10 protein-coding genes are annotated in these 12,078 nt (G+C 60.0%); 6 read left to right on the forward strand and 4 right to left on the reverse strand.

Annotated elements, in window-relative coordinates; genetic code table 11:
- Positions 1-286: 286 nt before the first annotated feature.
- From CLV87_RS07785 to arfB, 5 genes are all read left to right on the forward strand, one after another.
- The gene (locus CLV87_RS07785) at positions 287-1,657 is read left to right on the forward strand and encodes an MFS transporter (protein WP_099244610.1); all 1,371 of its coding nucleotides are present in this window, start codon (positions 287-289) and stop codon (positions 1,655-1,657) included.
- Entirely contained in the window at positions 1,627-2,589 is a 963-nt protein-coding gene (gene mepA, locus CLV87_RS07790) for a penicillin-insensitive murein endopeptidase (RefSeq protein WP_099242206.1), read from the forward strand. Before CLV87_RS07785 ends, mepA begins: the two co-directional genes overlap by 31 nt.
- Before the next feature lie 12 nt (positions 2,590-2,601).
- Complete coding sequence (locus CLV87_RS07795) at positions 2,602-3,507, forward strand: esterase-like activity of phytase family protein (protein ID WP_235871869.1); 906 nt, start codon at positions 2,602-2,604, stop codon at positions 3,505-3,507.
- Positions 3,508-3,598: 91 nt separating this feature from the next.
- On the forward strand, positions 3,599-4,240 hold the full coding sequence (locus CLV87_RS07800) for a queuosine precursor transporter (protein ID WP_099242204.1): 642 nt from the start codon (positions 3,599-3,601) through the stop codon (positions 4,238-4,240).
- A gap of 319 nt (positions 4,241-4,559) precedes the next feature.
- Entirely contained in the window at positions 4,560-4,982 is a 423-nt protein-coding gene (arfB, locus tag CLV87_RS07805; protein WP_099242203.1) for an alternative ribosome rescue aminoacyl-tRNA hydrolase ArfB, read from the forward strand.
- A 71-nt stretch (positions 4,983-5,053) separates the two neighbouring features.
- On the opposite strand, the gene CLV87_RS07810 is transcribed toward arfB, so the two are convergent.
- The 3 genes from CLV87_RS07810 to argH all read right to left on the reverse strand — a co-directional run bounded on the left by CLV87_RS07810 (position 5,054) and on the right by argH (position 10,539).
- A complete protein-coding gene (locus CLV87_RS07810; RefSeq protein ID WP_099244606.1) occupies positions 5,054-7,594 on the reverse strand; it encodes a TIGR02302 family protein in 2,541 nt (846 codons plus the stop codon).
- Between the two features lie 36 nt (positions 7,595-7,630).
- Positions 7,631-8,896, reverse strand: coding sequence for a diaminopimelate decarboxylase (lysA, locus tag CLV87_RS07815; protein ID WP_099242201.1), 1,266 nt, complete (start codon positions 8,894-8,896; stop codon positions 7,631-7,633).
- A gap of 251 nt (positions 8,897-9,147) precedes the next feature.
- Positions 9,148-10,539, reverse strand: a complete 1,392-nt coding sequence (gene argH, locus CLV87_RS07820) for an argininosuccinate lyase (protein WP_099242199.1) — start codon at positions 10,537-10,539, stop codon at positions 9,148-9,150.
- Positions 10,540-10,560: 21 nt separating this feature from the next.
- On the opposite strand from argH, the gene CLV87_RS07825 reads away from it, so the two are divergent.
- Positions 10,561-11,121 carry a TlpA disulfide reductase family protein gene (locus CLV87_RS07825; protein ID WP_099242197.1) on the forward strand — a complete coding sequence of 187 codons (561 nt, stop codon included), beginning with the start codon at positions 10,561-10,563 and terminating at the stop codon, positions 11,119-11,121.
- 20 nt (positions 11,122-11,141) lie between these two features.
- On the opposite strand, the gene CLV87_RS07830 is transcribed toward CLV87_RS07825, so the two are convergent.
- Positions 11,142-11,978: a class I SAM-dependent methyltransferase gene (locus CLV87_RS07830; RefSeq protein WP_099242195.1), complete on the reverse strand. Its 837-nt coding sequence runs from the start codon at positions 11,976-11,978 to the stop codon at positions 11,142-11,144.
- Positions 11,979-12,078: the final 100 nt, after the last annotated feature.

Here is a 12,078-nt window from a genome sequence, read left to right on the forward strand (position 1 = left end):
TTGTTCGTGACAAGACACGTCACCGCAGAAATACTGGTTGTCTTTCAAGTTGATGTAACGCAGGTCAGGGGCGAGATCAGGTAAATCTTGCAGACGCAGGGAGCGCTGCAAAGCAGCGGCTTTGACCGCTTGCAATTGACCCCGCCAGTTCCTGCGCGTCCAAACCCCCTGCTTTATTGCTCTTCTTGCGCCAGCGACGTCAAATTAATGGGTCCTGACCCTAAGATCAGCTTGCCAGCCTGCCTTGAAAAAGGCTCTATGCCTGAAAATGGCGAACGGGGCGGATATGGCTGAAGTTTCAACTAAAAAGCGCATCTGGGCATGGATGTTCTTTGATTGGGCGCAACAGCCCTACGCGACGCTGGGCCTGACCTTTGTCTTCAGCCCCTATTTCGCCGCTGTCGCCACGCAATATTACATGGGTCTCGGCGCGGATGCTGCCGCCGCCAAGGTCAGCGCGCAGGGGCTTTGGTCTTCGGGGCAGACCCTGGCCGGGCTGGTCATCGCCATTATCGCACCCTTCCTTGGGGCCTGGGCCGATGCCACCGGGCGCAAACGGCCCTGGTTCTGGCTGCTGACCGGCATTGCCATTGCCTGCGCCGCCTCGCTTTGGATGCTGCAACCGGATGGCTCCGGGCTGTTGCTGGTGCTGGCGATGTTCTGGATCGGCTTTATCGCCTCGGAAAGCGCCTTTAACCTCAACAACGCCATCCTGCCCAAGCTCGGCAGCGAAGAGCAAGTCGGGCGGATTTCCGGCAGTGCCGCCGCCTTTGGCTATTGGGGTGGGGTTTTGTCGCTCTTCCTGATGCTGCTGCTTTTTGCCGAAAGCGAAGAGACCGGCAAAACCCTGGCCGGGCTGTCGCCGCTCTTTGGTCTTGATCCCGAAACGCGTGAGGGCACCCGCTTTGTCGGCCCCTTTATCGCCATCTGGTTCGCGCTCTTCCTGATCCCCTTTTTCCTGTGGACCCGCGACGAACCCGATGCGATCAACCGCGCCATTCGCCCCAACAAGGTCATCTATGACCTGAAAATCAGCCTCGGCAATATCTGGCACCAACGCTCGACCCGCAATTTCCTTCTCAGCTCGCTATTCTACCGCGACGCGCTCAGCGCGCTGTATTCCTATGGCGGGGTCTATGCGACGCTGGTTCTGGGCTGGAGCGTCATTCAGGTCGGCATTTTCGGCATCATCGCCGCCATCGCCGCCGCGCTGTTGACCTGGCTGGGCGGCATTGCCGATCAACGCAAAGGCCCGCGCCCGGTGATCCAAGGCGCAATTATTGTCCTCATCCTTGTCAGCTGCGTCATCGTCGGCATGTCCCGCGAAAGCCTGTTTGGCATGCCATTGGCCGAAGGATCGAACCTGCCCGACATCATCTTTTACATCTGCGGTGTTCTGATTGGCGGCATGGGTGGCGCGCTCTATTCCGCCTCGCGTTCGCTCATGGTACGCCATGCCAACCCCGCCCGCAGCGGCGAAGCCTTTGGGCTTTTTGCATTGGCCGGACGCGCCACCGCCTGGCTGGCCCCGGCGCTGATCACGCTGTTCCTTGCCATCACGCAAAGCAACCAACTGGCATTCCTGCCTGTCATCGGACTCTTCATTTTGGGCCTCATTCTGCTAAGATGGGTACACCCAGAAGGAGAGCAGATGTGATCGCCCGGTTTGTCCTGTGTACTCTGATTGCCCTTAGCCTTGTGTCCTGTGGCCGCGACAAGCCACGCAAACCCCGCGCGACTGTTGCCGAACCTGTTGTTCAGATCGATCCGATCCTCGCCACGAAACAAGCCAAGCAGCTCTTTGGTGCCAAGGCGGCAGGATCCTCGCAACCGGCCTCACCTTATGGTGGCTATTCCAAGGGCTGTCTGGCCGGGGGCGTGCAACTGGCTGAAAACGGGCCAACCTGGCAGGCCATGCGCCTGTCGCGCAACCGCAACTGGGGCCACCCGGAGCTCATTGACTATGTCAAAGACCTCAGCCGCAAAGCCGCCGCCCAGCCCGGTTGGAATGGCCTTTACGTTGGTGATCTCAGCCAGCCCCGGGGCGGGCCAATGCTGACCGGCCATCGCAGCCATCAGATCGGGCTGGATGCCGATATCTGGCTGCGCCCGGCAGACAATCTGAACCTTTCGGTGACAGATCGCGAAAACATCTCGTCCATCTCCCTGCGCCGCAGCAAGGGGGCCTTTACCAACGACAATTGGACCCGCGCCCATCACGAAATTCTCAAGGCCGCCGCCAGCGACCCGCGCGTGGCCCGTATTTTCATCTTTCCCGGCGCCAAAGTGCGTATGTGCAAGGATGAAAAAGGGGATCGTGCCTGGCTGCGCAAGATCCGCCCCTGGTATGGCCACCATTATCATTTTCATGTGCGCCTGAACTGCCCCAAAGGGGCGACGGGCTGCGTTGACCAAGCTCCCATCCCCAAAGGGGACGGTTGCGCCGATGCGCAGGAATGGGTCGACAATATCCTCAACCCGCCGCCGCCCAAACCACGCGACCCCAATGCGCCCAAGCCCAAACCGCGTCGCGAGCTGACTTTGGGCGACCTGCCCAATGCCTGCGCGGCTGTCCTGTCTTCGAACTGATTGCGGCCCTGCATGGTCCTGAAACGCATGTCCTGGCGCAGATGGCTCGCCGCCGCAACACTCTTGCTGACCAGTTGGGGCCTGGCCGCTCCGGCGCTGGCCCCACAGGCTGTGGAATTTGTCGGCAGCTACACCTGGCCCAGTTCAGAGCATAAGCTTGGCGGATTTTCCGGGCTGGAACTCTCCGGCGGCGGTCGCCAATTCACCACCATCAGCGATAGCGGCTTTCTGCTAACTGGTCACCTGCAGCGCCAAGACGGTGTCATCACCGGCGTTGAAACCGGCGCGGCCAGCCTTTTGGGCGACCGGAATGGCAATCAACTGAAAGGGTATCACAGAGACGCCGAAGGATTGGCGACCCGCTCGGATGGGCGATTGTTTGTCTCCTTCGAAGGCTTGCACCGCGTGGCGGGCTACCCCACCGCGCAAACCTCAAAACCGCTGCCCCGCCCGCAATATTTCCGCGATTTGCAGGGCAATTCCGGCTTCGAAGCGCTCGCCATTGATGCCCAGGACCGGATCTATGCGATTCCCGAACGCTCTGGTCGGCTCACCCGCCCCTTCCCCGTCTGGCGCTATGACAATGGCAGCTGGCGCCAACCCTATGCTTTGCGACGTGACGGCGGTTTCCTTCCGGTGGGGGCCGATTTTGGCCCCGAGGGGCGGTTATATCTGCTCGAACGCGAGTTCACCGGGATCGGGTTTCGCTCGCGTATCCGGCGCTTTACCATAGTGGACGATGCGGTCACGGGCGAAGAAACCCTCTTGGAAACAGCAGTTTGGCGGCATGACAACCTCGAAGGCCTGTCTGTTTGGCGCGATGCGTCGGGCGATATCCGTCTCACCATGATCTCAGACGACAACTTCCGCCGCTTCCAGCGCACCGAATTTGTCGAATACCGGTTGGTGCAAAACTAATCCTTGCGCGAAGGCCGTTGCATCTATAAGGCCAGCCCGTCCGAAATCCTTCGGGCCAAGTCCCCGCAACCTTGCAAAAACGGGTCCTAACATGACACGCACGCATATTCCTGGCATCCTTGCCATGGCGGCCATTGTTCTGGCCTCCAACATTCTGGTCCAATTCCTGTTCGGCAACTGGCTGACATGGGGGGCCTTTACCTATCCCCTCGCTTTCTTGGTCACTGACCTGATGAACCGCATCTATGGTGCCGCCGCCGCCCGCAAAGTGGTGTTTGTCGGCTTTATCGTCGGTGTCATTTGCTCGCTGATCGGCACGCAGATCATGCTGCAAGGTGACGGGTTCACCTATCCGGCTGTGACCCTGCGCATTGCCATTGGCTCTGGCCTGGCCTTCCTGACCGCCCAGCTGATCGACGTCGCGATCTTTGACCGGTTGCGGACCGGCAGCTGGTGGCGCGCGCCCCTGGCCTCCACATTGATCGGCTCCAGCCTCGACACCGCGATTTTCTTCACCATCGCCTTCTCTGCACAGCTGGTTGCCCTTGAGCCCGGCAATGACGTTGCCTGGGCAAACGAAGCCCTGCCTCTGCTGGGCACTGGCCCTGTTGCACCGCTCTGGGTGTCGCTCGCCGTGGCCGATTGGATGGTCAAGCTGTCGCTGGCGCTGATCGCGCTGGTGCCGTTCCGTTTGATCGTTTCGCGGGCAGTTGGGGCAAATACCACTGCTTGATGCAAAGAAAACACTTTGTGGATTCGCCAAGCCATGGCAACATCATCTTGAGGCAACCAGTTGGAAACGAATTTCCACTAGGCTGACCTCACTGCGTGATAAACAGCTGAAAGGAGGTGATCCAGTGTCTAGAGAAACATTGGAGAAGGGTGTCGGAACAGTGTGCGGGGTCCTGCTTTAGGGTAATTCCAGGGCAATGCCTAACACACTGGCGAGCAGCCTAACCGGCCCCCGCCTCCGTATTCTCGAAGGGTCGTCCCAAGGGCGGCCCTTTTAATTTTTCATTTCACTTTTGCCAAGCGCCACATATGCAAGGGACATGTTGCAGATCACCGACGATATCGCGATTGAGGATTGGGAACTGACCGAGCAGTTCATCCGCGCCAGCGGGCCGGGTGGGCAGAACGTCAACAAGGTTTCAACCGCGGTCGAGCTGCGTTATGAGGCGGAGCGGTCGCCAAACCTGCCAGCCTCGGTGAAAAACCGGCTGCGCAAATTGGCGGGGCGGCGTTGGACCAATGAGGGCGCGCTGATCCTGCAAGTGGATGAAACCCGCTCCCAAGCCCGCAACCGCGAGATCGCCCGCCAGAGATTGGTCGAGTTGATCCGCAAGGCTTTGATAAAACCCAAACGCCGCATTCCAACACGCCCCACCCTCGGCTCGAAAAAGCGCCGCTTGGCGAGCAAGAAGGCAAGGGGTGAGGTGAAATCCCTGCGCGGCAAAGTCGACCCGGACAGTTAAGTTGGACACAACGGCGCGGCAGGAGCATCCAAATTCCATCGATGGAATTTGCAAATTCCGTGCACGGAATTTTAGAAGCGTTCCAGCAACCGATCCAGGTAATCGCGTTCCACTTCGGGGCGCTCGGCCTCGCCTGAGCGGCGGCGGATCTCGCCCAGCAATTCTTCGGCGCGGCGATAGACATCTTCGCCCTGTAACAGCCCCTCATCCGTGTCTGACCGGCCTGTGGTTCCTTGGTTGCGGCCCAGCGGGTCGCGCTGTTCGCCGCCATCCTGCCCCTCGGCAAAGCCCTGCTGGCCATCGCGCTGTTCACGCTGCTGTGCCATGGCCTCGCCAAGCGCGCGCATACCGTCGCGCAGCGCCTCCATCGCCTCGGATTGCTGGTCAATCGCCTCGGCCAGATCACCATCTCGCAGAGCCTCTTCGGCCCCGTCCATGGCGCGATCGGCATCCTCAAGTGCCTCGGCCGAGCGGCGACCCGCTTCGGTCCCCTGCCCTGGCAGGCCGCGACGCTGGCGGTTCAGCTCTTGACGCAAGGCGCGCTGACGATCCGCCAGGCTTTGCTCCAAACCGTCTTGTCCCTGACCTTGCCCATCTGCCCCTTCACGGCCATCGCCGCGCTGGTTACCGGGTTCGCCCTCGCCCTGCTGCTGCCCCGGTTCACGGCCATCCTGGCGATTGCCGGGGTTGAACTGTTCCTGCAGATCCTGAAACGCCTCATCCGACAGCTCTTGCTGGTCGCGCAGCGTTTCTGAAAGGTCATCCATGGCCTGTTCCCCCGGGGTCTGGCCGCCCTGACCTTGGGTGAATTCCATATTCTCCATCATTTCCTGCAGCTGACGCAGCGCCTCTTGCGCTTCAGCCATGCGGCCCTGTTCCATCAACTCCTGAATGCGATCCATCATGCGCTGAATGTCGTCCTGAGACAGTTCGATCATGTTCTCAGGGTCCATCGGCTCGCCCGGCTCTTCGTTCTGCCGGTTTTGCCGCGCCAATTCGCGCATGTAATCCCGTGTCGCCTCGCGCAGTTCCTGCATCAGCTCGGCGATTTCCTGGTCCGAGGCCCCATTTTTCATCGCCTCTTCCAGCCGCTCCTGCGCCCGTTGCAGGCGCTCCAAAGCATCCTGAAGGTCGCCCTCTTCCAGCTCAATCGCCAATTCCCACAGCGCTTCGGCCAGCTCTTCTTGCTGTTCGTCGCTGATCCCGCCTTCGGCAAGCTCTTCGATCTTTTTCAGCACGTCCCGCAGGGATTTGCGCTGCTCCGGCTTGCGAAAAATTTCATTCGGGCGGTGGGAAATCGCGCGCAACAGCATCGAGATCGTATCGACATTCTCGCGATTCCAAAGCAGGGCCTGCCTTTGTTCAATCACCGCCGCCGCCAAGGGATCAAAAAAGCGCCGACCCGGCAGGGTGATCAGCTCAGGCTCCGTGCGCGCCACCTGCCCCCGGCCATCGGTCACGCTCATCTCAAGGCGCACGGGCAGGTTCGCCCAGGGGTGGAGCGAAAAGTTGCCACCCATATTTTCCTTGAAATCCACCCGACTGCCCGCCACCGGCATCGGCAGCGGCACTTTGATCGCGGCGCGGCTTTCAGGCTCCAGCGCGCGGCCATAGCGGCGGTCGACCTCGTCCAGCGCCAGGACAATTCGCGCCTCACCATATTCGACGCCAAAGTCATCCTGCGCGGCAAAGGGGATCAGCGCCGCACCGTCATAGGCAACCTCAATGTCGCCCGTACGCTGAATCTCAGGTGATTGATCCGGCAGCATAGCAATCTGCCAGGCGCGGCCATTCGGTCCGTTGATCGCCAAACGGCCCGCCTGAACCACGTCGAAATCCTGTGCCGTGTCCTGCGCCAGTTCCGGCGTCAGCACCCGGCCCGAGATGTTTTCCTCCACGCTCAGCGCGCCCACCTCGCCATACATGCGCAAGGTGATCAGCGCGCCCTCAGGCGCTTCAAGGTTTTCTGCTGTGATATCATTCAGATAGATCGTTGGCAGGCGTGTGTAGCTTGGCGGTGACAGCCAGCCTTCCCAGCTTGGCCCTTGCGCCAGATCCGGGCCGCCCACGCCGATGTTGGTCACCGATTGCACCCGGCCAAAGGAGCCAAACAAAAACGCCACCGACAGCGCCAACAGCGCCACATAGCGCAGCGCAAAAGGATCGGCGCGCGAGACTTTCAGGTCCGGCTCCACCGGTTTGGCCCCATTCAGCCGGTCCATCATCCGCGCCTGATGCGCCTGCCACACCGCCATCGAGGCCGCATCCTGCGCCCCAACCGCCGGTGTATCCATCGCCGCCTGAATTGGGTTGCCTTTGAGCGAGCCATCCAGCCGATCCAGCGCCTCATCCCGGCTGGGCCAGTGAAACTGTCGCACCCCGCGCCACACGGCCCAAACCACCAAAGCCAGCAACACGGCTCCGACCGCCCAGATCCATTCCACCGCGACAAGATCCTGCACCCCCAACATAGGTAAGGCCAGGCCAACAAACAGCACCGACCAAAGCGGCCACCAGGCGCGCACCACCCGTTCGGCCACCAAACCCATATGGGTCAGCAGCAACGGCCAGCGCAGCTTGCGGTTCAGATTCGGATCAATGTGACGGGCCATGAACATCCTCGCATGGGTTTATGCGAGGAGTTTGCCTCACAACCATTCAGGAATGGTATCGCGATTTATCATTTCGTCAAAGGTCGGGCGTGGGCGGATAACCGCGAATTGATCACCATTCACCAGAACTTCGGGGATCAGAGGCCGCGTATTGTATTCGCTGGACATCACCGCGCCATAGGCACCGGCGCTGCGAAACGCCACCAAATCGCCGGCACCCAGCGGCGGCATCAGCCGTTGTTTGGCAAAAGTGTCGCCACTTTCGCAAACAGGGCCAACAATATCATAGGGTTGCGGCTCGACCCCGACTTCGGGTTCGATCACGGGAATGATGTCGTGATGCGCCTCATACATAGCCGGGCGGATCAGATCGTTCATCGCCCCGTCGAGAATCAGAAAATCCCGCCCCTCGCCGTTTTTCAAATAAATCACCTTACTGACCAAAATTCCGGCATTTCCAGCCACCAAACGGCCCGGTTCAATCTCGATCTCACAGCCCAGATGACCAACAGTGCGCTGAATCAGCTTGCCATAATCGGTCGGCAGTGGTGGCGCTTCGTTGCTGCGCGCATAGGGAATGCCCAGCCCGCCACCCAGATCAAGGCGCGAAATCTCGTGACCATCGGCGCGCAGGGTCTCGGTCAGCTCGGCCACTTTCTGATAGGCCAGCTCAAACGGCTCCAGCTGAGTCAGCTGACTGCCGATATGCACATCAATACCGACCACTTTCAGCCCCGGCAGGGCGGCGGCCTGCGCGTAGACATCGCGCGCGCGGGCAATCGGAATGCCGAATTTATTCTCGCTCTTGCCGGTGGCGATCTTGGCATGGGTCTTGGCGTCCACATCCGGGTTCACCCGAATTGCAATCATGGCCTCAACGCCCATTTCGCTGGCAATGCGTGAAATCGCGGCCATTTCCGGCTCGCTCTCAACGTTGAACTGGCGGATTTGCGCGGTCAGGGCGGCGTGAATCTCTTCATCCGTCTTGCCGACACCCGAAAACACGATGCGCTCGCCCGGAACACCCGCTGCCAAAGCCCGCGCCAGCTCCCCGCCCGAGACCACATCCATACCCGCCCCTTCGGCGGCCAAGGTGCGCAGGATGGCCTGATTGCTCGCCGCTTTCATGGCATAACAGACCAGATGCGGCCCCCAATCCAAAGCTTCGTCAAACAGGTGGAAATGTCGGGTCAGCGTCGCTGTGGAATAGAGGTAAAACGGCGTGCCAACCTGCGCGGCAATCTCTGCCACCGGCACATCCTCAGCCCAAAGCGCACCCTCGCGATAGAGAAAATGATCCAAAGCCGCCTCCTGTTCCTGCGTCAGCCCGCCTTAGCGCAACATTTATGTGAAAAACACCCTTCGTGTTTCTTCTTGGCAAAAATATCCAATCCGCAACACAGCCCCCATAAACAAAGGCCCCGGTTCTCGCGAACCAGGGCCTCCTCATCACTGTTGCGCTTCCGCGCCCGGTCGAATGGGCGGTCCATCCGCGCCACATCCGGCAAGGCTGCAGGCTGACACGGTCAGCAGCGCCAAAAACATCACTGTCTTCATCCCAACACCTCCTTCCATCGGGCCACTTGTTCGCGCACCCGCGCCGGAGCGGTACCGCCATAGCTCATCCGCGAGGCCACCGATTTCTGCACCGTCAGCACGTCAAAAATACCTTCGGTGATCGCGGCATTCTCGGCCTGCATCTCCTCCAGGCTCAGATCCGGCAGATCGCAGCCCTTCTTCTCGGCCAGCGCCACCAGGGCCCCGGTCACATGATGCGCGTCCCGGAAGGGTAGCCCAGTTTCGCGCACCAGCCAATCGGCAAGATCGGTCGCGGTCGAGAAACCGGACGAGGCCGCCGCCTCCAGCTGTTCGCGATTGCCGGTCATGTCGCGCACCATGCCCTCCATCGCGGCCAGGGCCAGCATCCAGTTATCGGCGGCGTCAAAGACCTGCTCTTTGTCTTCCTGCATGTCTTTGGAATAGGCCAGCGGCAGACCCTTCATTACCATCATCAAGGCGACATTCGCGCCAAAGATCCGGCCAATCTTGGCGCGGATCAGCTCGGCCGCATCGGGGTTCTTTTTCTGCGGCATGATGCTCGACCCAGTGCTGAACCGATCCGACAGGGTGACAAAGCGGAATTGCGCGCTGGACCAGATCACCAGCTCTTCGGCAAAGCGGCTCAGATGCATCGCGGAAATCGAGGCCACCGACAGAAACTCAATCGCAAAATCACGCGCGCTCACCGCATCCAGTGAATTCGCCATAGGCCGATCAAAACCCAAAGCCTCAGCAGTCATATGCCGATCAATCGGGAACCCGGTACCGGCCAAAGCCGCCGCCCCCAAAGGCGATTCATTCATCCGTGCCCGCGCATCGCGTACGCGGCTCAGGTCACGGCCAAACATCTCGACATAGGCCATCATGTGATGGCCCCAGGTCACCGGCTGCGCGGTCTGCAAATGGGTAAAGCCCGGCATCACCCAATCCGCCCCGGCCTCGGCCTGCGACAGCAGCGCGTCGATCAAGGCCAACAGCCCGGTTTCTGCCGCATCCAACTGATCGCGCACCCAAAGCCGGAAATCCGTCGCCACCTGATCATTGCGGCTGCGACCGGTATGCAAACGCCCCGCCGGCTCACCAATAATCTCTTTCAGCCGCGCCTCGACATTCATGTGAATATCTTCCAGCGCCGTGGAAAATTCGAATTTTCCACCCTCAATCTCTGACAAGACTGTGAGCAAGCCTTCCCGAATGGCCTCTGCATCACTATCACTAATGATGCCCGTCGCCGCCAGCATGGCCGCATGGGCCCTTGACCCGGCAATATCCTGTGCCGCCATCCGCTGATCGTATCCGATCGAGGCATTGATTGCCTCCATGATCGCATCCGGCCCGGCGGCAAAGCGGCCGCCCCACATCTGGTTCGAGGAAGTATCCGACATAAGCTGTCCTTCGGAGGAAGTATGAAAAATCTGGGTCTTTTGTTGCTGTATACGGTGACGCTGGCGCTTGCAAACCCTGCACAGGCGGATCTTGCCGCGGCCGCCGCCGCGCGCGAGGGCGACATGAAGAAACTGATCCTGCATGACGCACCCAAAACCCGCGACATGGTCGAATTCATGACCTTCGAGGGTGAGCCGCTCAAGATGTCGGATTTTCAGGGCAAATGGCTGGTGGTGAATTTCTGGGCCACCTGGTGCGCGCCCTGCCGCAAAGAGATGCCGATGCTGTCCGAATTGCAGACCGAGCTTGGCGGTGACACATTCGAAGTCCTCACCATCGCCACTTCGCGCAACCCGCCCCCGGCGATGAAGGCCTTTTTTGACGATATCGGCGTCACCAACCTGCCCCTGCACCGCGACCCGAAATCCACCCTGGCCCGCGGCCTGGGCGTACTCGGCCTGCCCGCAACGCTGATCATCGACCCCGACGGCAACGAAGTCGGCCGCATGACCGGCGACGCCGACTGGTCCTCAGACAGCGCCAAAGCCGTGCTGCGCGCCCTGATTGGGGCTGAGGGGTAAAACAACTCTGACGGGGCGCGCTATCTTTGGCGCACCCCTGCTTTCTCAGCGCTTTCTGCCAAGAACCTACGCAATGAAAACAAAGCGCGACGCGGCATCGAATGCCGAAAGAGCTTTTGGCACAACCGGAACTCATTCAAAAGGTTCGAGGAATAGTACGCTGCCAAAATCGCTTCAAATTTTCGCACTTCGGTTGGGGTCAAGCTCGGGAAACTCGTCCAAGGCATGCTCAGCGCCCCAATCGCCACTTCTTCCAGCAGCGCCTTGTCCAGGTTCAGATCGACCGAAAAGATGTTCCACCCTCCGGCGATATCCGCATGGCGGTGGCTGTCGGGCATTTCGTTGAACAACACCCGCGGTCCGATGCCCCTTAGCTCTTTGAAGCGACGATAAAGCTGTAGGTCATGGTGGATCACCACCTTGGACCCGCGCATGTGCGGCGCAACCGCCAGCGTGTCCACAATCGGCCAGGGGTGCTGATGATTGGCATCAATAAATGCCATGTCCCATTCCCCGCCCATCTCTTGCAGATCAAGCGCTGACTTTCGCGGAATTATGTCGACTTGCACTGGGCCGCTCGGGTAAATTTTTGGGGCCAGAAACCCGACCGGTTTATCCGCCTGCCCAAAGAATTTAGCCGAATAGTCAATTGAAGTGACGCTTTCACCGCCATTCTCTTCCATGAAGCGCGCGATAAATCCGGTGCTCAGCCCCGAGGCCGTGCCGATCTCGATAAACCGTTTGGGTTTGTGCCGGATGATCAGCTTCTGAATGTAATTCAGCTCATCCGGCGTCGTCGTCCCATATCTGGGCCGCAGATGTTCCGCGTGCAGCTCTTCAATTTCTGCCAGTTGCATAAAGCACCCCAAACCTACGAACGGAATATGCCGCCACGATTTCAATGTAACCGGGTGTAGGGGCAATCAGAGCAAAGTGCAATTGGCCTACAAGGGCGTA

The organism is Pelagimonas phthalicica (assembly GCF_004364805.1).
Taxonomy (GTDB): Bacteria; Pseudomonadota; Alphaproteobacteria; order Rhodobacterales; family Rhodobacteraceae; genus Pelagimonas; species Pelagimonas phthalicica.

Coding starts and splice junctions, on each gene's coding strand:
- arfB (WP_099242203.1), top strand. CDS start 4,560: ATGTTGCAGATCACCGACGATATCGCGATTGAGGATTGGGAACTGACC.
- CLV87_RS07795 (WP_235871869.1), top strand. CDS start 2,602: ATGGTCCTGAAACGCATGTCCTGGCGCAGATGGCTCGCCGCCGCAACA.
- CLV87_RS07800 (WP_099242204.1), top strand. CDS start 3,599: ATGACACGCACGCATATTCCTGGCATCCTTGCCATGGCGGCCATTGTT.
- CLV87_RS07825 (WP_099242197.1), top strand. CDS start 10,561: ATGAAAAATCTGGGTCTTTTGTTGCTGTATACGGTGACGCTGGCGCTT.
- CLV87_RS07785 (WP_099244610.1), top strand. CDS start 287: ATGGCTGAAGTTTCAACTAAAAAGCGCATCTGGGCATGGATGTTCTTT.
- CLV87_RS07810 (WP_099244606.1), bottom strand. CDS start 7,594: ATGGCCCGTCACATTGATCCGAATCTGAACCGCAAGCTGCGCTGGCCG.
- CLV87_RS07830 (WP_099242195.1), bottom strand. CDS start 11,978: ATGCAACTGGCAGAAATTGAAGAGCTGCACGCGGAACATCTGCGGCCC.
- argH (WP_099242199.1), bottom strand. CDS start 10,539: ATGTCGGATACTTCCTCGAACCAGATGTGGGGCGGCCGCTTTGCCGCC.
- mepA (WP_099242206.1), top strand. CDS start 1,627: ATGGGTACACCCAGAAGGAGAGCAGATGTGATCGCCCGGTTTGTCCTG.